The following is a 21,970-nucleotide window of genomic DNA, read 5'->3' on the forward strand; positions in this document are numbered from 1 at the left end:
GGCTCCACCCGTAAGGCTGAAGGGAAGACAAGACATGTGCGGTGCGAAGGCCGGTGGGCCGGACCTGGCAGGAGTTGACGTGGCGAACGAGACGATCATCCAGGGTTCCGTGACCCGAGACGGCGAGCCGGTGAACGGCTACGTCCGGCTGCTCGACGAGGGCGGCGAGTTCACGGCCGAGGTGCCCACCTCGGCGACGGGCCAGTTCCGGTTCTTCGCCCGCCCGGGCAAGTGGACGCTGCGCGCGCTCGTCCCGGGGCAGACCGTGGACCGCCAGGTGGTCGCCTCCCAGGGCAACCTGACCGAGGTCGCCATCGCCGTCTGAGCGCTCTGACCCCGCTCGGAGCGCCCCGCGTGCGCTTCGCACGCCGAGCGCTCCGGGTGACCGAGTGCGCCGGATCCGGCCCGAAACGGCCGGATCCGATCCCGAGGGCCCCTGCTTCCGCAGGGGCCCTCGGTCGTACGGTGGAAGCGTGCAGGGGAGCCGGCGGCATCGCTACTACTTCGCCATGATGGGCGTCTGCCTGGGGCTGTTCGTCCTGGCCTGGGGCGTGGTCCGGTTCTGGTCCGTCCCGGCCGCGATCGGCATGTGCGTGGTCGCGATGGTGATCCCGCCCGCCGCCGCGGTGTTCGCGAACAAGCGGGACCCCGAGGACGACTGGTGGAACGACCCGCGCTGGGAGGACCCGAAGTGGGACGACCCCGGTCACGACCGGGACCACCCGGACCACGAGGGGCGGCGGGGGCCGGATCAGTAGACGAGGGCCTGCACGCCGTCCGCCATGATCTCGCTTACGAAGACCTGCGCGCCCGCGATCCGGACGCCCTCGACGGTGTCCTTCTGCTCGATCCCGCGCCGGGCCGCGCACTGCGTGCAGAGGGTGACGGTGCCGGCCGCCAGGATCGACTCCAGCAGGTCCGGCAGCGGCGCCGCGTGCGGCAGCTCGAACTCCGCCGCCCGCCCCGGCAGGGCGAACCAGGACGACTCGCCGGTCAGCCAGAGCGAGACCTCGATCCCGCTGGCGACGGCCACCGCCGCCACCGTGAAGGCCTGCGAGCAGCGCTCCGGCGCGTCCGCACCGGCGGTGACCTTGATGACGAGCTTCTTCGAGTCGGACTTCGTATCGGAGGACATGCCGCCACCCTAGATCCCGGCGAAATGCCGACGTGGTGGGGCTCACCGAGACCCGTCGTCACCCGGCGGATAGAGTGAGCGCCAGCAAAATCCACCACACTGTCGCCGCCCTGGGAGCCCCCCGTGTCCGGTCTGGAAATCTTCTTCGACGGTCTGCTGGCCCTCATGGCCGTGCTGATCACCTGGTTCGCCATCTTCTCGGTGATGAAGCTGTACCAGGGCCAGCGCTGAGTCCGGCTGCCGTACGGTTGAAGCTGCCCCACATCGTCGACGACAGCGACCAGGAACATGATCGAGATCCCCTCTGACCTCCACAAGGACGTCGTCCCGCTCGCCTTCCTCCTCGGCACCTGGGAGGGCGCGGGCGTCTACGCGCCGCTGCCCGGCGAGGAGGCCGCCGGTGCGGAGAAGTGCAACTTCGGCCAGGAGATCGTCTTCCGGCACGACGGCCGGCCGTTCCTGGAGTTCCGCTCCCGCACCTGGGTGCTGGACAGCGAGGGCGAGAAGGTCCGCCCGCTGGAGAACGAGCACGCGTTCTGGCGCGTGACCAGCAACCAGCACGGCACCAGCGGTGCCCGCGGGATCGAGATCTCCTCCGTCCGGGACGACGGCGCGGTCGAGATCTGGTACGGCGAGCTGGCCGACGGCAAGCCGCAGATCGACGTCTCCACCGACGCGGTGGCCCGGATCGAGGGCTCGCCGGAGTACTCGGGCGGCAAGCGTCTCTTCGGCTTCGTCAACGAGGAGCTGCTCTGGGTCGGCGAGAAGGCCGCCCCGAACGTGCCGCTGCGCCCGTACATGTCGGCGCAGCTGAAGAAGGTGCTCAGCCCGGCCCAGCTGATCAAGGACATCAACGACCTGCCGGACGACGGCATCGCCTTCTTCCGCTGAGCACGGCTCACCGCTGAGCACGGCTCACCGCCGGGCACAGCCCACAGCCCACCGCGCACGAGGTAGGGACCGGCCGACGGCCGGTCCCTACACTTGCATCAGGACCCCGACCTTGGCAGGGACAGCACCGTGGCGGACACCGGCACCACAGACTGGCAGCTCTCCGGCGACTGGAAGGCCGATCTGCGTCAGCGCGGCTACCGCCTCACGCCCCAGCGCCAGCTCGTCCTGGAGGCGGTCGACGTGCTCGACCACGCGACCCCGGACGACATCCTCGGGCACGTCCGCCGGACGGCCAGCGGCATCAACATCTCCACCGTCTACCGGACCCTGGAGCTGCTGGAGGAGCTCGGCCTGGTGTCGCACGCGCACCTCGGCCACGGCGCTCCGACGTACCACCTGGCGGGCCGTCACCACCACCTGCACCTGGTCTGCCGGGACTGCGAGAAGGTCACCGAGACCGGTACCGAGATCGCCCGCCCGCTGATCGAGAGCCTGCGCGAGCAGCACGGCTTCGACACCGACCTCAAGCATTTCGCCATCTTCGGCCGCTGCGCCGACTGCACCGCCAAGCTCGCCGAGGACCGGCCGTAAGCTGGCCGGTATGAAGAGCCCGCTGCTTGCGCTGCCCGGTGCCGTCCCCGCCGAGGGAACCGACGAGGGCGTGGCCGCCCACTACGGCGACATCTTCCGCGAGCAACGCAACCTCGCGCGGGGCAGCGGCTTCGTGGACCTCTCCCACCGCGGTGTGATCACCGTGACCGGCGACGACCGGCTGGCCTGGCTGCACCTGCTGCTCACCCAGCACGTCAGCGAGCTGCCCGTGCAGCAGGCCACCGAGGCGCTGGTGCTCTCCCCGAACGGACACGTCGAGCACGCCCTGTACCTGGTCGACGACGGCACCACCACCTGGGCGCACGTCGAGCCGGGCACGGCGCAGGCGCTGCTCGGCTACCTGGAGAGCATGAAGTTCTTCTACCGGGTCGAGGTCGCCGACGCGACCGCCGACTACGCGGTGGTCCACCTGCCGGCCGGCTCCACCGCCGCGGCGGACGGCGCGGCGGCGGTCCGCGAGCTGGCCTACGGGCGGGACCTCTTCCTGCCGCGTGCCGAGCTGGCGGCGCTGACCGGGGGCTACGGCCCGGCGGCCGGGATCTGGGCGTACGAGGCGCTGCGGATCGAGGGCCACCGGCCGCGGCTCGGCTTCGAGACCGACCACCGGACCATCCCGCACGAGGTGGACTGGCTGACGACCGCCGTCCACCTGCAGAAGGGCTGCTACCGCGGCCAGGAGACGGTCGCCCGGGTGCACAACCTGGGCCGGCCGCCGCGCCGGCTGGTCTTCCTGCACCTGGACGGCACCGAGGAGACGCTGCCCCCGCACGGTACCGAGGTGCGGCTCGCCTCGGACCCGGACGGCCGGGCACTGGGCTTCGTGACGTCCTCGGCGCGCCACCACGAGCTGGGGCCGATCGCGCTGGCGATCGTCAAGCGGAACGTCCCGGTGGACGCGGTGCTGCTGGCCGGGACGGTGCCGGGGACGCAGGACGTGATCGTCCCGCAGTAGCCGGGCCGGTCGGGCCCCGGTCCGGTCAGACCTCGACCAGGACGGTGAACGGGCCGTCGTTCACCAGTGCGACCCGCATGTCCGCGCCGAAGCGGCCGGTCTCGACCTTGGCGCCCAGGGCGCGCAGCTGGGCGACCACCTCGTCCACCAGCGGCTCGGCGACCGGGCCGGGGGCGGCGGCGTTCCAGGTGGGGCGGCGGCCCTTGCGGGCGTCCCCGTAGAGGGTGAACTGGCTGATCACCAGGAGCGGCGCGCCCAGGTCCGAGCAGGACTGCTCGACCCCGTCGGCCCGGGCCTCGTCCGGCTCCAGCAGTCGTAGCGTCCAGAGCTTGCGGGCCAGTTGGGCCGCCTTGGCGGGGGTGTCCTCGTGGGTGACGCCGACCAGGACGCAGAGCCCCGGTCCCTCGATCGCGCCGACGGTCTCGCCGGCCACCGTCACCCTGGCCTCGGTCACTCGCTGCACCACTGCTCGCATGCGGCCATTGTGCCGGAGCGGGCGGCGCGTTCCGGCGGCCCCCTGAGGGGCGTGCGCAAGGCCAGTACGCGCCGGGTGGTGCGCGCCTGCGCGCCAGGGGATGCCGCTCTCGCTGCGAAAAGCCCCGGTCATATCAGCCACCCCCGTTCGCCAGGGGGCCGTTCGGGTGCACGGGCGGTGCACCGGCGGTGGGCGGGGTGGCACGCTGGGGCGGTACGAGGGTCCGGGGCGCCAGAGGTCCGCCGCGCCGGGTCCGTTCGGCCGGGTGGTCGAGTCGGTAGGTCAGGCGTTCTGGTGGTGTCGCCCCGTGGGGTGGCATCGGCGGGGGCGGGAACCTTTCGGGGGCGATCGCGCGTGCCATCGGACGGGTGTGCGCGGCGGGTACGCGCGACGGCCCGCCCGGGGGACGGGTCGGACCGGCGGCAGGCGACGGGGTGCCGCGAGCGGGCGGGATCGGACGACGGCAGGTGGTTGGTTGATGGACGCGAGCAGCACGGCACGGGGCCGGTCCGGGCAGACGCCCGAGGTGCCGGAGCCGGTGGGGGGCTCCTCCGGCCCGGCAGCGGGTACGGAGGGTGAGCCCGATCTGGGGCGGTTGGGCCTGGAGCAGCTGCGCACCCTGCGCCGGGAGACCCTGGAGCAGGAGGCGGACCTCTCCTATCTGCGGCGCCTGCTGCACGGTCGGATGGACATCCTGCGGGCCGAACTCGACCGCCGGCCGGGCGCGCTCCTGGTGGCGGCCGGGGGTGAGAGCCCGGCGGGCGGCGCGCTGCTGGACCGGCTGCCGGCCATCCTCACCGATGCCCCGTCGACGGTCCGCCGCTCCGCCCGGCACGTCACCCTGGGGCCGCCCCGCGGCCAGCAGTCCCAGCTGGAGGCGGACGCCCTGATGGGCGATGTCCAGCTGGCCGACCTGGCCGCGCACCCGCCCGAGGAGCTGCTGGCCGCGCTGGACCGGCTGCGCGCGCACGAGCGCGAGGTGTCCGGCCGGCGGCAACTGCTGCTGCGGACGGCGGACGGCTGCAGTGCCGAGATCACCCGCAGGTACCGTGATGGGGAAGCGCGGGTCGACGACCTGCTCGCGGGCGGCCCGCTCTGACCGGGTGAGGTGTCCGGGGCGGGTGCGTGCGGTCCGGCTCGCCCCCGGCCCACCCTCACCCCGGAAGGCTTCCGCCATGTCCCACTCCGTCGCCCTGCCCGTGCTCGCCGAGGTCATACGCTCCGGCTTCACCGAGGGCCGGCACCACGGATCGCTGGTCCTGCTCGCCGCCGACGGCTCGGTGGACTTCGCGCTGGGCGACCCCGACGCCCCGGTCTTCCCGCGTTCGTGCGCCAAGCCGTTCCAGGCGGTGGCCACCCTGCGGGCGGGCCTGGCGATCGAGGGCGAGCTGCTGGCGCTGGCCGCCTCCAGCCACTCCGCGGAATCGTTTCACCTGGACGGCGTACGGCGGATCCTGGGTGCCGCGGGGCTGGACGAGTCCGCCCTGCGGACCCCGGCCGACCTGCCGCTCGACGAGACCGAGGCCGAGCTGCACCTGCGGTCCGGCGGCGGGCGCGCACCGATCCTGATGGACTGCTCCGGCAAGCACGCCGGCTGGCTGGCCGCCTGCGTCGCCAACGACTGGCCGACCGAGAGCTACCTCGACCCGGCGCACCCCCTCCAGGTGCTGGCCCGCGAGGCCATGGCGGAGGCCACCGGCGAGCCGGCGGCGCACGCCGGGGTGGACGGCTGCGGCGCCCCGCTGCTGGCCGTCAGCCTGACCGGCCTGGCCCGCGGCTACCGGGCGCTGCTGGGGGCTGAGCCGGGGACGCCGCAGCGCCGGGTGGCCGACGCCATGCGCGCCCACCCCGAGTACGTGGCCGGCACCCGCCGGGCCGACACCTGGCTGATGCGGGCGGTGCCGGGCGCGCTGTCCAAGATGGGGGCCGAGGCCGTGCAGGCGGTGGCGTTGCCGGACGGCCGGGCTCTCGCCTTCAAGATCGATGACGGTGCCGAGCGGGCCCGCGGGCCGGTCCTGGCGGCCGCGCTGCGCCGGCTCGGGGTGACCACGGCGGACGGCACGGTGGAGCGGATCGCGGCCGCGCCGCTGCTCGGCGGCGGGGTGCCGGTGGGCGAGATCCGGGCGGCCTTCTAGGCCCGTGCCCGGGTTCCCCGGCACGGGGGCGGCGCCGCGCTCCCGAGGACGGGCCCCGGGCCCGCCCGGCGGGCGCCGGAGTGCGGAGCGGCCGGTGGCGGTGCACGGTGGACGGGGGCCGTCGCACAGGTGAGGGAGTCCGTCATGAGCGAGCACGTCTACCGGGTGACCGAGATCGTCGGGTCTTCGACCGAGAGCATCGACGCCGCCATCCGCAACGGGGTGGAGCGGGCCTCCCGGACGCTGCGCAACCTCGACTGGTTCGAGGTGACGCAGGTCCGGGGGCACCTGGCGGAGGGTCGGATCCAGCACTACCAGGTCGGTCTGAAGGTCGGTTTCCGGCTCGACGACGACGCCTGACCGGGGCCCGGCGCGCGCCGGGCCCCGGTGCGCAGCGGTCGGCCGTGTCCAGCGGTCGCCGGAGTTCGGCGCCCGCCCGTGCCCGGCGCCCGTCCCCTGCTCAGCGGTCGCGCTCGGGCAGGACCAGCGGGACGCCCGTGCGCGGGTGCGCCAGCACCTCCACCGGGTGCCCGTAGACCTCGCTGAGCAGCGGCGCGCGCAGCACCTCGGCCACCGGGCCGTCGGCGATCGTCGCACCGGCGGTCAGCAGCACCACCCGGTCCGCGTAGGCCGCCGCCAGCGACAGGTCGTGCAGCACGACGACCACACCGTCCCCGGCGGCGGCCCGCGCCCGGGCGACCCGCAGCACCAGCTCCTGGTGACGCAGGTCGAGGGCGGCGGTGGGCTCGTCGAGCAGCAGCAGCGCGGTCCGCTGGGCCAGCACCCGGGCCAGCGCCACCCGGGCCCGCTCGCCGCCGGAGAGCGCGGTGAACGGCCGCCCGGCGAAGGCGGTGGACTCGGTCGCGGCCATCGCCCCGGCGACCACCACGTCGTCCTCGGCGGCGGCCGCCGTGCCGGCCCAGGGGGCCCGGCCCATCCGGACCACCTCGTCGGCGGGGAACGGGAAGGACAGGGCGGCCGACTGCGGCAGCAGCGCGCGGTGCCGGGCGAGTTCGGCCGGCCGGTAGCCGGCCAGCGGGCGGTCGAGCAGCCGGACGGTACCGGCGGTCGGCGCGAGGTCGCCGGCCAGTACGGAGAGCAGGGTGGACTTGCCGGCGCCGTTCGGCCCGAGCAGGGCGACCACCTCGCCGGCCGTCACCCGGACGTCCGCGCCGGCCAGCAGCTCGCGCCCGCCGACCGCCAGCCGGACGCCCTCGGCGGCGAGCAGCTCGGTGCCCGGGGCGGGGCGTCCGGGTACCTCGGGCCGGGTCCGCAGCCTCATGCCCAGCCTCCCTGCTTGGTCCTGGTGCGGCGCAGCAGCCAGAAGAAGAACGGGCTGCCGATCAGTGCGGTGAGCACGCCGAGCGGCAGTTCGGCGGGCTCGGCCAGGGTGCGGGCGGCGAGGTCGCCGACGACCAGGACGAGCGCACCGCCGAGGGCGGAGGCGGGCAGTAGGAACCGGTGGCCCGGTCCGGCCAGCATCCGCAGCAGGTGCGGGACGACCAGGCCGACGAAGCTGATGATGCCGCTGACCGCGACGGCGGCGGCGGTGAGCAGGGCGACCAGGGTGATCAGCACCAGGCGCATCCGCTCGACGTCCACGCCGAGGTGGCGGGCCGGCCGTTCGCCGAGCGCCAGCAGGTCCAACTGCCTTGCGTAGCGCGGGGCGAGGGCCAGGCCGACGAGTGCGAACGGCAGTACCGCCAGCGCCTTGCCCCAGGTGGCCTGGGAGAGCGAGCCGAGCTGCCAGAACGTCACCTGGCTGATCGCGGCGGAGTCGGCGGTGAAGAGGAAGAGGCCGATCAGCGCTCCGCAGAAGGCGTTCACCGCGACACCGGTGAGGATCAGCGTGACCACCTCGGTGCGGCCGCCGGAGCGGGACATCGCGTACACCGCGAAGACCGTCAGCAGGCCGGTGGCGAAGGCGAAGGCGGTGACGGTCCAGTTGCCGAAGGCGTCGAGGCCGAGCACGATGCAGCCGACCGCGCCCACCGCGCCGCCGGAGGAGACGCCGATCACGGCGGGCTCGGCCAGCGGGTTGCCGAACACGCCCTGCATCAACGCGCCCGCGCAGCCGAGCGAGCCGCCGACCAGCAGGGCGAGCACCACCCGGGGGAGGCGGACGTTCCAGAGCACCGACTCCGGGACGCGGTCGAGCGGGTGGCCGCCGAGGCCGAGCCGGTGGCCGAAGGAGGCGAGGATGTCGTCGAGCGGGATGCGGTAGGCGCCGATGCCGGCCGCGAGCAGGGCGCAGAGCACCAGGGCGGCGGCCAGACCGGCGGTGATCACGGCGGTGCGCCGGGGTCCGGGCAGTGCGAGGGCCTTCTTCCGTACGGCGGTGCTCACTTGGCGGCCGCCGGGTAGAGCTGGTCGGCGATCTCGCGGAGCACCTGCGGGGTGCGCGGGCCGTAGCTGAGCAGCTGGCCGTCCTCGATCGAGACGATCCGGCGGTCCAGCCCGGCCGGGGTCTGGGCGACGCCGGGCAGCTTCAGCAGGCCGTCGACGCCGCCGACCGACTCCAGGCCTTTGCTCATCACCAGGATCGCGTCGGGGGCGGCCTTGACCAGGGCCTCGCTGGTGAGCGGGGTGAAGTCGCCGGTGAGCCCGGCGCCCTGGCCGGCGTCCGCACCGCCGACGGCCTCGATCAGCGAGCCGGCGCCGGAGTCCGGGCCGCCGAGGAGGAAGACGGAGGCGCTGCCGCGCAGGTAGAGGAAGGCGACCTTGGGGTGCCGGCCGGGGGTGGGCAGCGCGGCCTTCGCCTCGGTGATCCGCTGCTCGGTGCGCTCCTTGAGCTGCCGTCCGGCGTCCGGGACGCCGAGGCCGGCGGCGACGGTGTCGATCCGGGGGCCGACGTCGGCGAGCTTCTTGGCATCGTCGAGGACGATCAGCGGGACGCCCGCCGCGCGGATCTGCGCGATCGCCTCGGCCGGGCCGGTGGAGCGGTCGGCGAGGACGACGGTCGGGTGCAGCGAGAGCACGCCCTCGGCGGAGACGTCGTGCGCCTGGGTGATCACCGGGAGCGCGGCGGCCTGCTGGAAGGTGGTGGAGACGTCCCGGGCGACCACCCTGGGGCCGAGGCCGAGGCTGAACACGATCTCGGCGAGGCTCCCGTCGAGTGGGATGATCCGCTCGGCGCTGGTCACCGTGACCTGGCGGCCGTCGGCGGAGGCGGCGGTGGCCGGGAGCCGGGGAGCGGGCGTCTCGGCCAGTGGCTCCACGGTGTCCGGGGCGCGGGTGGCGGCGGCCCGGCCGGCCGCTCCGGTGGCGCCGGCGCCCGATCCGCAGGCGGTCAGCCCGAGCAGCATGCCGAGGGCCACCAGCAGCAGGAGGGGGCCGCGGGCCACCCGGAGTCGGATCGTGCTGCTGCTCAACATGCGCCCCTTCGCTGGGAGTTGTCGTCTCCATCGGCGGGCGAGCCGGGGAGATCGGCGGGACTCTTGACTCCATATATTAGGTTAGCCTTACCTGAGTTTCGCAAGGGGGTCGGCGCCGCGCCCACCCCTCCCCAGTCGTGCCGAGGAGTGATCCGCCGTGCCTCTGCCCAGACGGCTCCGTCGCCTGGCCGCCACCCTGGTGGCCACCCTCGCCGCCCTCCTGACGGTGGCGCTGCTGCCGGTCCAGGCCGGGGCGGCGGAGGGCAGGGTGTCCGGCGGCCGGCTGGACTGGGGGATCCGGCAGTCCTTCCTGACCTACGTCACCGGCCCGATCGCCAAGGGGAGTTGGGCGCTCACCGGGGGCGCCGCCACGGTCGGCGGGAGCACCTTCCGGTTCCACTCGGCCACCGGCGCGTACGACCCGGCCACCGGCGCGCTGAGCGCCGCGTTCTCCGGCGGGGTCCGGTTCACCGGGCACCAGGAGAACGGCGTCGACGCGCTCGACCTGAGCATCGGCCGGCTCACCTTCCGGGCCGCCGCCGGCGGTGGCGCCGGGCTGTACGCGGACGTCAGCAGCAAGTCCAAGGAGACCGGCCGGGTCAGCAGCGTGAGCCAGGCCAAGCTCGCCGACCTCTCGCTGGCCGGGGTCGACCTGCGCGGCGCCGCCGGCACCCTGACGCTCGGCAACGTGCCCGCGACGCTGACCGATGCCGGGGCGAAGGCCTTCGGCAACTTCTACACCGCCGGGACGGCGCTGGACCCGGTCAACCTCTCGGTCAGCCTGCCGGCGGCCCAGCCGACCCCGGCGGCCCCGTCGCCGTCCGCGCCGGCCGCCGCCCCGACCGCCGACCGGCCGTCCGCGACGCCGGAACAGCCGACGGCCGCCCCGGCGTCGACGCCCCCGTCGGCGGCCGCCCGCGCGGCTCCGGCCCGGACGGAGTTCGCGAACGGCGCCCTCGACTGGGGGGTGCGCCGGACCTTCCGCGACTACGTCACCGGCGCGATCGCCCAGGGCCGCTGGGAGCTCGCCGGCGGCGCGGCCGACGGCGGCGCGTTCTTCCGCTGGACCCCGGCCAAGGGCGGGTACGACCCGGCGGCCGGCACCCTCACCGCCGCCTTCTCCGGCAGCGTCCGCTTCACCGGCGTGCGGAGCGGCGACGGCTACGGGCTCGACCTCACCCTCGCCAACCCGGGAGTGACGGTGGCCGGCGGTCGGGGCCGGCTGGTCGCGGACGTCTCCGGCCGTACGCCGGACGGCGGTTCGCAGGCGCTGACCGGGGTCGAGCTGGCCGCCTTCGATCCGGCCGGGCTCACGTTCGAGGCGGGCCTGCTGAAGGCCGCCGAACTCCCGCTCAAGCTCACCGAGGCGGGCGCCAAGGCCTTCGGCACGCTCTATCCGGCGGGTACCGAGATGGACCCGCTGAGCTTCGCCGTCGCCCTCGACCCGGCCGCCGCGCTCCCCCCGCTGCCCGACATCGGCAGCGCCCCGCCGGTCGCGCCGGGCCCCGCCGCCACCACCACGGCCTCCGCCGCCCCCGTCGCCGCGTCCTCCTCCTCGGGCGGCGTCCCGGCGGTGGCGGTGGCCGGTGGCGCCCTGGTGGTCGCACTGGGCGCGACCGCCGCGGTGCTCGCCCGGCGCCGGCGCCGGGCCACCCCCGCCGACGCGGCCTGACGTCGGTTCCCGTCCCCCGCCCACCGAACGGAGTCCCACCATGTCCCGCAGTTCCGCCATGCCCGCAGGCCGCCGCAACCGCACCCGGCTGGCCGCCCTCGCCGCCGCCACCGCGGGCCTCGGCCTGACCGCCTTCGGGGCTCCCGCCCTGGCCTTCGGCGCCGGCGGGCCCGGCAGCGTCACGTACGACACCGGCGCGCTGGACTGGGGGGTCAAGGCCAGCTTCCGCGGCTACGTCACCGGCCCGGTCGGCGGCGGCAGCGTGGAGCTGACCGGCGGCGCCACCACCAACGCCGACGGCAGCTTCCACTTCGGCCTGGCGAGCGCGTCCTACGACCTCACCACCCACGCGCTCACCTCGGCTTTCAGCGGCGGCGTCCGGTTCACCGCCCACCACGGCGCGCTGGACGTCGGTCTGAGCGACCTGAAGATCTTCACCTCGGGGACGACCGGCACGCTCACCGCCGACACCGCCTCCAAGGAGTCGATGGGTGCCACCGAGGTCACCCGCCGGGACGACGTGCCGCTGGTGACGTTCACGGTCGGCCGGGACACCACCACGGGCGTGCCGACGGCGGCCGCGCTCACCGAGCAGGGTGCCAAGGCGTTCGCCGGCTTCTACCAGGCCGGGACCGCGATGGACCCGCTGGCGCTGCTGCTGAAGCAGAGCCCGGCCACGCCGTCGCCGACCGCCACGGCGACCGTCGCGCCCTCGGCCTCGCCGTCCGCCTCGCAGTCCCCGTCCGCCTCGGGGTCGCCGTCCGCGACCGGTTCGCCCTCCGCCACCCGGTCGCCGAGCACCACCGGTTCGGCGTCGGCCTCGCCGTCCCCGAGCGCCTCGGGTTCGCCGTCCGCCTCGGGCTCGCCCTCCGCGAGCGGTTCGCCGTCGGTCTCGAAGTCGCCGAGCGCCCCGGGCTCGCCGTCGGCCACCGGCGCGCCGAACGGCGAACTCGCCATCGTGAACGCCACCCTGGACTGGTCGGTCAAGGAGAGCTTCCGCAAGTACCTGACGACGATGGCCAACGGCAAGGTGGAGTTCGGCGGCGGCGCCGCGGACTACCGCTTCGGCGGCGGCACCGGCAGCTACGACACCGCGACCCACGCGGTGTCGGCCGGTTTCAACGGCTCGGTCCGCTTCCTCGGCCACCCGGAGGGCGGCGGCTACCAGCTGGACACCACCCTCGCCGGGTTCGGCCTGAAGATCGACAAGGACGGCGCCTACCTGACCGCCGACGTCAACGCGAAGTCCCGGGACGGAAAGGGCGACACCGCGCTCACCGGCGTCCGGATCGCCAGGCTGGACCTCTCCGGGGCGAGCTTCGCCCCGGTCGACGGCGTGGTGACGCTCTCCGGGGTGCCGGCCACGCTGACCGCCGAGGGCGTGCCCGCGTTCGGCAGCTACCCGGCCGGCGAGGCCCTCGACCCGGTCACCGTCGCGCTCGCCTTCGACAAGGGTGCCCAGCTGCCCACCGGCCCGGCGGCCGGTGCCGGCACGGGTGCGGGGACGGGTACGGGGGCGGGCAGTGGCTCCGGCGGCGCCGCGGGGAGCGGCGTGGGCGCCTCGCTGACCACCGGTGGCGGCGCCTCGCTGGCCTCCACCGGGGCCGACACCCCGGTGGTGCCGCTGCTGGCCACCGCGGCCGGTCTGCTGCTGCTCGGTGGCAGCGCCACGGTGCTGGCCCGCCGCCGGACCGCCGCGCAGGCCTGATCCGGCGCCCAGGAAGCATCGGGCCCCGGCGAGCAACCGCTCGCCGGGGCCCGGTGCTTCGCCGTCCGGTCGGGCGCGGGCGCACCGGTGCGGGGACGTTCCCGCGCGGCGGTGGTCAGGCGCTCAGCGGGTAACGCCCGTCCAGGTCGTGGAAGATCGCGCCGTTGAGCACGAAGGCGCGCTTGCACTCCTCGACCACCCGGCGGCGCTCGATGTCGTCCAGCGCGAGTCCGGCGGCGTCCAGCTTGGCCCGGTAGTCGCGCTTGAAGGCGGCCGGGTTGTCGACCTCCTCGAACACGTAGAAGCGCACGCCGTCGCCCTTGCGCTCGAAGCCCCAGGTCTTCTCGGCGATGCCGCGGATGATCTGACCGCCCGACAGGTCGCCGAGGTAGCGGGTGTAGTGGTGCGCGATGTACCCGGCCGGCCACTCGGCCGCCAGCTCCTCCACCCGGGCCACGTACGCGGCGGTGGCGGGCAGCGGCGCCAGCCCCTCGCGCCAGCCGGGCCCGCGCAGGTGCTCCAGGTCGCGCTCGATGGCGGCGGTGCGCAGCAGGGCCCGGTCGATGAACGGTCCGGCCACCGGGTGGTCCGCCAGCTCGGCGGTCCGGCCCTCCAGGGCCCGGTAGACGTACCAGAGCTGGCCCGTGAGGTCGGCGTAGGCGTCGATGCCGAGCCGTCCGCCCAGCAGGCGGCTCATGAAGGACGACTGCTCCGCGGCCTCGTGCTCCTCGCTGCTGGCGGTGCGGAGCACGGTGGAGAACGGGACGGGCTGCTCGGGCGTGGGCATGCGGCCTCCAGGGATCGGAACGGGCTCCGACTTTTTGGTTAGCCTAACCTAAGTTGCCGTCATGCCGACAGAGTGTCGGCAAAGCCGGTCCGGGAGCGGCGCGGGAGCCTCCGGGCGCGGCCGGGAACGGCGAAGGCCGGGGTCGCGGACGAATCCGCGACCCCGGCCTCCGACTGCCCCGACCTACCTCGAACCGCCCTGCGAACGAGATCGGTACGAGGGCTCAGTGACCGCCCTGCTCCGCAAGCCGCTTGATCGACGCGGTGACCTCGGCCTCGGCCTCGGCGCGGCCGACCCAGTTGGCGCCCTCGACGGACTTGCCGGGCTCCAGGTCCTTGTAGACCTCGAAGAAGTGCTGGATCTCCAGACGGTCGAACTCCGACACGTGGTGGATGTCCTGCAGGTGCTCCCAGCGGGGGTCGGTCGCCGGGACGCAGAGCAGCTTGTCGTCGCCGCCGGCCTCGTCCGTCATCTTGAACATGCCGATGACGCGGCACTTGATCAGGCAACCGGGGAAGGTCGGCTCCTCCAGGATGACCAGGGCGTCCAGGGGGTCGCCGTCGTCCGCCAGGGTGCCCTCGACATAGCCGTAGTCGGCCGGGTAGCGGGTCGAGGTGAACAGCATCCGGTCAAGACGAAGGCGACCGCTCTCGTGGTCGACCTCGTACTTGTTGCGCGAGCCCTTAGGGATTTCGATAAGGACGTCGAACTCCAACGGTTCCTCCAAGGTAGGGACTGACAGAATCCAAGTGTCTCCTACGGGAGCGGGTGCTCAGGAAAGGGGCCGGTCGGTGGGAGCAGTGGTCGGGGCGGGAGACCGCCGCAGGGGGACGGCCGCAGGGTTGTTCGGGGCGGCGCTACTGGTCGCCGGCACGGTGCTGGGCTCGGGCGGCGGCGCGTACGCCCAGCCCTCCCCTCCGGCCGGCGGGCACAGCGCGGGCCACGGCGAGGACGGGAAGAAGCACGACGGCGGAGACGGTGGCCGCGACGGCGACCGCGGGCACGACCGCGGCGGCGACCAGGGCCGGAACCGGGTGGGAGCGGCGGAGCCGACCGGCCCGACCGGGGCCGCCGGGCCGTCCACCACCCCGCCGCCCGGCACCCCGCCCGCCGGGCCCGCCGGTTCGCCCACGGGGACGCCCGCCGCCCCGGCCGCCGGCCGCCCGGCCCCGGTCGCGGGGGCCGTCCTGGCCTCGGCCGAGGCCGGACCGGGCGCCGCGCTGCCGACCGCCCAGGGGCTCCAGCAGGCGCTCGCCGCCGCGTTCGCGGACCGCAGCCTGGGCACCGTCAGCTTCGCCGTCGCGGACGCGGCGGACGGCCGGGTGCTCTACGGCTCGGGGGAGAACGCGCCCGCCACCCCGGCCTCCACCACCAAGCTGGCGACCACCGTCGCGGCGCTCTCGCTGATCCCGGGGGACACCCGGTTGGCCACCCGGGTCGTCAAGGGTGCGAACCCCGGCGAGATCACCCTCGTGGGTGGTGGTGACCCGACCCTCACCGCGCTGCCCGCCGACCAGGTGCAGATCGGCGGCGCGCCCGCCGACGCGGACACCGCCCCCGCCTCCCTGGAGGCCCTGGCCCGGCAGACCGCCGCCGCCCTCAAGGCCGCCGGCACCACCGCCGTCAAGCTGGACTACGACCTCTCGCTCTACGCGGGCAGCCCCCAGCACAAGAACTACGACGCCGCCAACATCGCGCTGGTCACCCCGCTGATGATCGACGAGGGCAAGGTCGACCCGAAGAGCCGTGAGGACGCGCCGGCCCGGGTGGCCGACCCGGCCGGCCAGGCCGCCGACGCCTTCACCGCCCAGCTGAAGGCCCAGGGCATCACCGTGGACGGCAAGGCCAAGCCCGCCGCCGCCCCCGCGGCCGCCACCGCGCCGGTCCTCGGCCGGGTCGATTCGCCGACCGTCGCCCGACTGGTCGAGCGCCTGCTCACCACCTCCGACAACACCCTCGCCGAGGCGATCGCCCGTCAGGCCGCGCTCGCCGCGCACCAGCCGGCCAGCTTCGAGGGCGCCGCCACCGCCGTCACCCAGGAGCTCGCCCGGCTCGGCGTGCCGATGACCGGGGTGGTGCTGGGCGACGGCAGCGGGCTGAGCACGGGCAACGCGATCCCGCCCGCCGTCCTCGTCCAACTGCTCGCGCTGGCCTCCTCGGAGCAGCACCCGACGCTGCGTCCGGTGCTCACCGGCCTGCCGATCGCCGGATTCACCGGCACCCTCGGCAAGCGCTTCGGCGCCGGCTCCGGCGCGGCCGAGGCGGCCGGCCTGGTCCGGGCCAAGACCGGCAGCCTGAACGGCGTCAACACCCTGGCCGGCACGGTGGTGGACGCCGAAGGCCGGCTGCTCGCCTTCGCCGTGATGACGAAGACCACCGCGGCCGCCGACACCGCCCGCGCCGCGATGGACCGCGTCGTGGCCAGACTGGCGGCCTGCGGCTGCCACTGAGTCACCCGCGGCGACGCCGACCGGGGCCGATCCCCGTACACCGGCGGGGGGTTCGGCCCCGCACGGCCGCCGCCCGGCGTCCGGCCGTCCCGAGCACCCGTCCGGCAGGACGTGGACTCCCGTGGCTCCCCCCGATGGGCCGGAGCACGTACGGTGAGGGCATGACGAGCGCGAGCGGCGGTGCTGACATGGTCGACTGGAATCTCGCGGTCGCAACCGCGACCAGGCTGGTACGGCCGGGGCCGGAGGTGAGCCGCGCGGAGGCGGCGGCCGTGGTCGCCGAACTGCGCAGGCACGCCCTGGAGGCGGAGGAGCACGTCCGGGCGTTCACGGGCATGCGCTCCAGCAGCCTCGGTGCGGCCACCGCGACCCCGGTGCTCATCGTGGACCGCCCCGGTTGGGTGCGGGCCAACGTCGCGGGCTTCCGGACGGTGGTCCAGCCCCTGGTGGAGAAGCTCCAGGCCCGCCGGAGCGGCAGCGCCGCGGCCGGCGTCCTCGGCGCGGTGGGGGAGAAGGCCACCGGCATCGAGGTCGGCGCCCTGCTGGCGTTCCTGGCGACCAAGGTGCTCGGCCAGTACGAGACCTTCGCCCCGGCCGAGCCCTCGCTGGAGGCGCCGGACAGCCCGGCCGCGCTCTTCGACAAGCCCCGGCTGGGCCCCGAGGGCCCCGGCCCGGGCCGGCTGCTGCTGGTGGCGCCGAACATCGTGCACGTCGAGCGGGAGCTGGACGTGAACCCGGCCGACTTCCGGCTCTGGGTCTGCCTGCACGAGGAGACCCACCGCACCCAGTTCACCGCGGTGCCGTGGCTGCGCGACCACATCCAGTCCGAGGTGCAGTCCTTCCTGGCCGAGACGGACGTCGACCCGGGGGCGCTGCTGGACCGGCTGCGGGACGCGGCGGGCACGCTCGGCGGCCTGCCCGGCCTCGGCGGGCGGGGCGAGAAGGCCGGATCGACCGGACTGCTGGAGATCGTCCAGTCGCCGTCCCAGCGCGAGATCCTCGGCCGTCTGACGGCCGTGATGTCGCTGCTGGAGGGCCATGCGGACGTGGTGATGGACGGCGTGGGCCCGGCCGTGGTGCCGAGCGTGGCCGAGATCCGGGAGAAGTTCCAGCAGCGCCGGGACCGCGGTGCCAACCGGCTCGACCTGGTGCTGCGCCGACTGCTCGGCATGGACGCCAAGCTCCGCCAGTACCAGGACGGCGCGGTCTTCGTGCGGGGCGTGGTGGAGCAGGTCGGGATGGACGGCTTCAACCGGGTCTGGACGTCCCCGAACACCCTGCCCACCAAGGACGAGATCCACGACCCCGCCGCCTGGGTGGCCCGCGTCGCGAGGTGACTCGCCCGCCGGAGCGTCCCTTCGGCCCGGGCGGCCGGGGGACTCGCCCCGGTCGCTCTCCGTGCGCGCGCTCCGGGCGGGGCCGGAGGCGGTCGGCAGCGGTCAAAGCCGTTCGTACGAGTGGTCCAATCGTGCAGATGGCGGGTGAAGATACGTTTCTCCATTCACCCGTACGTGGGACGGTGGTCGTACCGGTGGCGCGGGTGGCGTAGCGGGTGCCTCCTTTCTGCCACCATCTGTGAGCGCCCGGTAACACGGCGCTCACAGATGCGCGGCCCCCGCCGCGCCCACCGCCGTCCTGTCCCCTCCGTCAAGGAGTCGTCCGCCGTGGGCCCACACCCCGCTGTCGCCGCGATACGCCTGGCCGTACGCCGCACGCTCACCGACCTCGCCGCCGAGGCCGGCACCACCTTCGCCGCACCCCGCGAGCCCCGCGAGCGCCCCAGCGGTGCGCCGCTGGTCGGCGCCGCCGTCGGGACCACCCTGATCGGCAACGCCCACCGCCACCCCTCCGGTCTGCCCCGCACCCCGGCCGCGCCCGGCTCGCCGCTGGTCCTGGTCGCCGTCAGCGGCGGCGCCGACTCGATGGCGCTGGCCATCGCGGCCGCCTTCGAGGCCCCCAAGCTGGGCCTGCGGGTCGGCGCCGTCACCGTCGACCACGGTCTCCAGAACGGCTCCGCCGACCGCGCCGCCCAGGTCGCCGAGCGGCTCCGCTCGCTCGGGCTCGACCCGGTCGAGGCCGTGCCGGTCCGGGTCGGCCGCGCCGGCGGCCCCGAGGCCGCCGCCCGGGACGCCCGCTACGCCGCCCTGGACGCCGCCGCCGAGCGTCACGGCGCCGTGGCCGTCCTGCTCGGCCACACCCGCGACGACCAGGCGGAGACGGTCCTGCTGGGCCTCGCCCGCGGCTCCGGTGCCCGCTCGCTGGCCGGCATGCCGGCCCAGAAGGGCCGCTACCGCCGCCCGCTGCTGGAGCTCGACCGGGCCGCCACCCGCCAGGCCTGTTCCGCCCAGGCGATCCCGGTCTGGGACGACCCGCACAACTGTGACCCCGCCTACACCCGCTCCCGGGTGCGGCACGAGGTCCTGCCGGTGCTGGAGAAGCACCTGGGCGGCGGCGTGGTCGAGGCGCTGGCCCGGACCGCCCGGCTGTTCCGCGACGACGCCGACGCGCTGGACCAGTGGGCCGCGCTCGCCGAACGCGATCTCCGTACCGGCGAGGGCACCCTGGACGTCGGGAAGCTGGCCGAACTGCCGCCCGCGGTGCGCCGCCGGGTACTGCGCAGGGCCGCGCTGCGGGCGGGCTGCCCGGCCGGGGACCTCTTCGCGCGCCACCTCGAAACGATCGATCTGCTGGTCACCGGTTGGCGCGGCCAGGGGCCGTTGCACCTACCCGGGGGCGTCGAAGCCACCCGTAGGTGTGGCACGCTGGTCTTTCGGCGGCAGGGCGACTGACGGGCAGGCATGCTCCCGGGGCGCCGGGCCGCCGGCCATCCAGACCCCGAACGTTTGAGGACGTATCCCCGGTGGACCAGAACGACATGGGCGCTGACCTCGCGAAGGTGCTCATCAGCAAGGACGAGATCGACGCCAAGCTCCTGGAGCTGGCCGAGCGCATCGACCGGGACTACGCAGGCAAGGACCTGCTGATCGTCGGCGTCCTCAAGGGTGCCGTGATGGTGATGGCCGACCTCGCCCGGGCGCTGCACTCGCAGGTGACCATGGACTGGATGGCCGTCTCCTCGTACGGGATGGGCACCAAGTCCTCCGGTGTGGTGCGGATCCTCAAGGACCTCGACACCGACATCGCCGGCCGTGACGTCCTGATCGTCGAGGACATCATCGACTCCGGGCTGACGCTGTCCTGGCTGCTGGGCAACCTGGGCTCGCGCGGCCCGGCCTCGCTGGAGGTCTGCACGCTGCTGCGCAAGCCCGACGCGGCCAAGGTCGAGATCGACGTCAAGTACGTCGGGTTCGACATTCCCAACGAGTTCGTGGTCGGCTACGGGCTCGACTACGCGGAGAAGCTGCGCAACCTCCCCTTCATCGGCACCCTCGCCCCGCACGTCTACGGCGGCTGAGGGTTTCGGGGCCCGTTCGGGCTACGGACGGGAACAGTGGACCGTTCCCGCCCGTTGCATCGGGGGAAATAGAAGTAGGCGTGTCGCTGTGCTCCCGCCACCGGCGGGTCGGACTGCGGTACGGTCCAATAAAACCGCTCTTCACATGAGCAGAACCGGATGCGCCGGCGGCCCAGGCCCCGCGGCGCCGTCGAGTGGCAGGAGGGACGGGGCGGCAACGCCCCGCATGGATGGACGTCAAGCGATACTTCCGTGCGCCGATCATGTGGATCGTGCTGGCCGTCCTCGCCGTCATCGTGCTGATGCAGGTCGTTTCTGACTCGAACGGCTACAAGACGGTGGACACCGGGCAGGTCGTCGCAGCGATCGACGCCAAGCAGGTCAAGTCGGCGCAGATCACCACTGGTGACTCGAACACGATCAAGATCCAACTGAAGGACGGCGCCACGCTGTCCAACGCCGGCACGGGCAAGACCCCGTCCGGCAGCAAGTTCCAGGCCTCGTACATCGGCGACCAGGGTGTCGCGCTCGCCGACAAGCTCCAGGCCCAGATCAACGACAACGACCAGAACTCGCTCTCCGAGGGCTACACCGTCAGCCCGGAGAAGCAGAGCACCTTCGTCAGCCTCCTGCTGTCGATGCTGCCCATCGTGATCATCGTTCTGGTCTTCCTGTTCCTGATGAACCAGATGCAGGGCGGCGGGTCCCGCGTCATGCAGTTCGGCAAGTCGAAGGCCAAGCTGCTCACCAAGGACACGCCGAAGACGACGTTCTCGGACGTCGCCGGTGCGGACGAGGCGGTGGAGGAGCTCCACGAGATCAAGGAGTTCCTGCAGGAGCCGGCCAAGTTCCAGGCGGTCGGCGCCAAGATCCCGAAGGGCGTGCTGCTCTACGGCCCGCCCGGTACCGGCAAGACCCTGCTGGCGCGTGCCGTCGCGGGCGAGGCCGGGGTCCCGTTCTACTCGATCTCCGGCTCGGACTTCGTGGAGATGTTCGTGGGTGTCGGCGCCAGCCGGGTCCGCGACCTCTTCGAGCAGGCCAAGGCGAACGCTCCGGCGATCGTCTTCGTCGACGAGATCGACGCCGTCGGCCGGCACCGCGGTGCGGGTCTCGGCGGCGGTCACGACGAGCGCGAGCAGACCCTCAACCAGCTGCTGGTCGAGATGGACGGCTTCGACGTCAAGGGCGGCGTGATCCTCATCGCGGCCACCAACCGCCCCGACATCCTGGACCCGGCGCTGCTGCGCCCGGGCCGCTTCGACCGGCAGATCGCGGTCGAGCGCCCCGACCTCCAGGGCCGTCTGGACATCCTCAAGGTGCACCAGAAGGGCAAGCCGGTCGCGCCGGACGTCGACCTCAAGGCCGTCGCCAAGCGCACCCCCGGCTTCACCGGTGCCGACCTGGCCAACGTCTTGAACGAGGCGGCGCTGCTGACCGCCCGCTCGGACAAGAAGCTGGTCGACAACTTCACGCTGGACGAGGCGATCGACCGCGTCGTGGCCGGACCGCAGAAGCGGACCCGGATCATGTCCGAGAAGGAGAAGAAGATCACCGCGTACCACGAGGGCGGTCACGCCCTGGTCGCGGCGGCTTCCCCCAACGCGGACCCGGTGCACAAGATCACCATCCTGTCCCGCGGCCGGGCGCTCGGCTACACCATGGTGCTGCCGGACGAGGACAAGTACTCCACCACCCGCAACGAGATGCTCGACCAGCTGGCGTACATGCTGGGCGGGCGCGCGGCGGAGGAGCTGGTCTTCCACGACCCGACCACCGGCGCCTCGAACGACATCGAGAAGGCCACCGCGACCGCGCGGGCCATGGTCACCCAGTACGGGATGACCGAGCGGCTCGGCGCGATCAAGTTCGGTTCGGACAACTCGGAGCCGTTCCTGGGCCGCGAGATGGGTCACCAGCGCGACTACTCGGAAGAGGTCGCCGGGCTGGTGGACGAAGAGGTGAAGAAGCTCATCGAGAACGCGCACAACGAGGCCTGGGAGATCCTGGTCGAGAACCGCGACGTGCTCGACAACCTGGTTCTGGAGCTCCTGGAGAAGGAGACCCTGAACAAGGAGCAGATCGCCGAGATCTTCGCCCCGATCGTCAAGCGCCCGGCCCGGCCGGCCTGGACGGGCTCGTCCCGTCGTACGCCGTCCACCCGGCCGCCGGTGCAGTCCCCGAAGGAGCTGGCGCTGACCAATGGCGCCGCCGCCGTCGAGGCCGCTCCGGTCGACGTGGTGAAGCTCCCGCCGCTGCCGGTGGAGCCGCCCGCCGAGGGCTGATCGCGCCAGCACAGGGACGGAATGGATGCCGCGCCACCAGGGTTTGTACTCTGGAGGCGCGGCATCCGTGCTGTTCAGC

The 21,970-nt window shown here is 74.0% G+C and carries 22 protein-coding genes; 15 read left to right on the plus strand and 7 right to left on the minus strand.

The window, feature by feature from the left end:
* The first annotated feature begins 34 nt into the window (after window positions 1-34).
* Together OG618_RS21195 and OG618_RS21200 are read left to right on the plus strand one after the other, a co-directional pair.
* Window positions 35-325: a DUF1416 domain-containing protein gene (locus OG618_RS21195; protein ID WP_093861460.1), complete on the plus strand. Its 291-nt coding sequence runs from the start codon at window positions 35-37 to the stop codon at window positions 323-325.
* A gap of 184 nt (window positions 326-509) precedes the next feature.
* Complete coding sequence (locus tag OG618_RS21200; protein ID WP_380385530.1) at window positions 510-758, plus strand: hypothetical protein; 249 nt, start codon at window positions 510-512, stop codon at window positions 756-758.
* Here the strand turns inward: OG618_RS21200 and OG618_RS21205 are convergent.
* The gene (locus tag OG618_RS21205; RefSeq protein ID WP_329489105.1) at window positions 752-1,135 is read right to left on the minus strand and encodes a DsrE family protein; all 384 of its coding nucleotides are present in this window, start codon (window positions 1,133-1,135) and stop codon (window positions 752-754) included. The genes OG618_RS21200 and OG618_RS21205 overlap by 7 nt on opposite strands.
* A gap of 288 nt (window positions 1,136-1,423) precedes the next feature.
* Between OG618_RS21205 and OG618_RS21210 the strand changes: the two genes are divergently transcribed.
* From OG618_RS21210 to ygfZ, 3 genes are all read left to right on the plus strand, one after another.
* Window positions 1,424-2,026: an FABP family protein gene (locus OG618_RS21210; protein WP_329489106.1), complete on the plus strand. Its 603-nt coding sequence runs from the start codon at window positions 1,424-1,426 to the stop codon at window positions 2,024-2,026.
* A 129-nt stretch (window positions 2,027-2,155) separates the two neighbouring features.
* Complete coding sequence (locus OG618_RS21215; protein ID WP_329489107.1) at window positions 2,156-2,620, plus strand: Fur family transcriptional regulator; 465 nt, start codon at window positions 2,156-2,158, stop codon at window positions 2,618-2,620.
* A gap of 10 nt (window positions 2,621-2,630) precedes the next feature.
* Entirely contained in the window at window positions 2,631-3,593 is a 963-nt protein-coding gene (ygfZ, locus tag OG618_RS21220; protein WP_329489108.1) for a CAF17-like 4Fe-4S cluster assembly/insertion protein YgfZ, read from the plus strand.
* 25 nt (window positions 3,594-3,618) lie between these two features.
* On the opposite strand, the gene dtd is transcribed toward ygfZ, so the two are convergent.
* Window positions 3,619-4,068 (minus strand): D-aminoacyl-tRNA deacylase, encoded by a 450-nt coding sequence (gene dtd, locus OG618_RS21225; protein WP_329489109.1) that lies wholly within the window; start codon window positions 4,066-4,068, stop codon window positions 3,619-3,621.
* 478 nt (window positions 4,069-4,546) lie between these two features.
* Here dtd and OG618_RS21230 point away from each other — a divergent pair, with 478 nt between their 5' ends.
* The 3 genes from OG618_RS21230 to OG618_RS21240 all read left to right on the plus strand — a co-directional run bounded on the left by OG618_RS21230 (window position 4,547) and on the right by OG618_RS21240 (window position 6,563).
* The gene (locus OG618_RS21230; RefSeq protein WP_329489110.1) at window positions 4,547-5,167 is read left to right on the plus strand and encodes an RsiG family protein; all 621 of its coding nucleotides are present in this window, start codon (window positions 4,547-4,549) and stop codon (window positions 5,165-5,167) included.
* 76 nt (window positions 5,168-5,243) lie between these two features.
* Window positions 5,244-6,203 (plus strand): asparaginase, encoded by a 960-nt coding sequence (locus OG618_RS21235; protein ID WP_329489111.1) that lies wholly within the window; start codon window positions 5,244-5,246, stop codon window positions 6,201-6,203.
* Between the two features lie 144 nt (window positions 6,204-6,347).
* Window positions 6,348-6,563, plus strand: a complete 216-nt coding sequence (locus OG618_RS21240) for a dodecin (protein ID WP_329489112.1) — start codon at window positions 6,348-6,350, stop codon at window positions 6,561-6,563.
* A gap of 100 nt (window positions 6,564-6,663) precedes the next feature.
* Here the strand turns inward: OG618_RS21240 and OG618_RS21245 are convergent, their stop codons facing one another.
* The 3 genes from OG618_RS21245 to OG618_RS21255 are packed head-to-tail and all read right to left on the minus strand — an operon-like array spanning window position 6,664 to window position 9,577.
* On the minus strand, window positions 6,664-7,485 hold the full coding sequence (locus OG618_RS21245) for a heme ABC transporter ATP-binding protein (RefSeq protein ID WP_329489113.1): 822 nt from the start codon (window positions 7,483-7,485) through the stop codon (window positions 6,664-6,666).
* A complete protein-coding gene (locus OG618_RS21250) occupies window positions 7,482-8,549 on the minus strand; it encodes a FecCD family ABC transporter permease (protein WP_329489114.1) in 1,068 nt (355 codons plus the stop codon). Before OG618_RS21250 ends, OG618_RS21245 begins: the two co-directional genes overlap by 4 nt.
* Window positions 8,546-9,577: a heme/hemin ABC transporter substrate-binding protein gene (locus tag OG618_RS21255; protein ID WP_329489115.1), complete on the minus strand. Its 1,032-nt coding sequence runs from the start codon at window positions 9,575-9,577 to the stop codon at window positions 8,546-8,548. The genes OG618_RS21250 and OG618_RS21255 overlap by 4 nt, the downstream gene beginning before the upstream one ends.
* Before the next feature lie 157 nt (window positions 9,578-9,734).
* Between OG618_RS21255 and OG618_RS21260 the strand changes: the two genes are divergently transcribed.
* Window positions 9,735-11,249: an HtaA domain-containing protein gene (locus tag OG618_RS21260; protein ID WP_329489116.1), complete on the plus strand. Its 1,515-nt coding sequence runs from the start codon at window positions 9,735-9,737 to the stop codon at window positions 11,247-11,249.
* Window positions 11,250-11,289: 40 nt separating this feature from the next.
* Window positions 11,290-12,957, plus strand: coding sequence for an HtaA domain-containing protein (locus OG618_RS21265; RefSeq protein ID WP_329489117.1), 1,668 nt, complete (start codon window positions 11,290-11,292; stop codon window positions 12,955-12,957).
* Window positions 12,958-13,072: 115 nt separating this feature from the next.
* Here the strand turns inward: OG618_RS21265 and OG618_RS21270 are convergent, their stop codons facing one another.
* Entirely contained in the window at window positions 13,073-13,744 is a 672-nt protein-coding gene (locus tag OG618_RS21270; RefSeq protein WP_329489118.1) for a biliverdin-producing heme oxygenase, read from the minus strand.
* A 223-nt stretch (window positions 13,745-13,967) separates the two neighbouring features.
* A complete protein-coding gene (locus OG618_RS21275) occupies window positions 13,968-14,459 on the minus strand; it encodes an inorganic diphosphatase (protein ID WP_329492202.1) in 492 nt (163 codons plus the stop codon).
* A 76-nt stretch (window positions 14,460-14,535) separates the two neighbouring features.
* On the opposite strand from OG618_RS21275, the gene dacB reads away from it, so the two are divergent.
* From dacB to ftsH, 5 genes are all read left to right on the plus strand, one after another.
* On the plus strand, window positions 14,536-16,194 hold the full coding sequence (gene dacB, locus OG618_RS21280) for a D-alanyl-D-alanine carboxypeptidase/D-alanyl-D-alanine endopeptidase (RefSeq protein ID WP_329489119.1): 1,659 nt from the start codon (window positions 14,536-14,538) through the stop codon (window positions 16,192-16,194).
* A gap of 161 nt (window positions 16,195-16,355) precedes the next feature.
* Entirely contained in the window at window positions 16,356-17,531 is a 1,176-nt protein-coding gene (locus OG618_RS21285; RefSeq protein WP_329489120.1) for a zinc-dependent metalloprotease, read from the plus strand.
* Between the two features lie 327 nt (window positions 17,532-17,858).
* Window positions 17,859-18,983 (plus strand): tRNA lysidine(34) synthetase TilS, encoded by a 1,125-nt coding sequence (gene tilS / locus OG618_RS21290; protein ID WP_329489121.1) that lies wholly within the window; start codon window positions 17,859-17,861, stop codon window positions 18,981-18,983.
* 71 nt (window positions 18,984-19,054) lie between these two features.
* Complete coding sequence (hpt, locus tag OG618_RS21295) at window positions 19,055-19,609, plus strand: hypoxanthine phosphoribosyltransferase (protein ID WP_030059589.1); 555 nt, start codon at window positions 19,055-19,057, stop codon at window positions 19,607-19,609.
* Between the two features lie 230 nt (window positions 19,610-19,839).
* Window positions 19,840-21,891, plus strand: a complete 2,052-nt coding sequence (gene ftsH / locus OG618_RS21300) for an ATP-dependent zinc metalloprotease FtsH (RefSeq protein ID WP_329489122.1) — start codon at window positions 19,840-19,842, stop codon at window positions 21,889-21,891.
* Window positions 21,892-21,970 lie beyond the last annotated feature (79 nt).

It is taken from the genome of Kitasatospora sp. NBC_01246, assembly GCF_036226505.1.
Taxonomy (GTDB): Bacteria; Actinomycetota; Actinomycetes; order Streptomycetales; family Streptomycetaceae; genus Kitasatospora.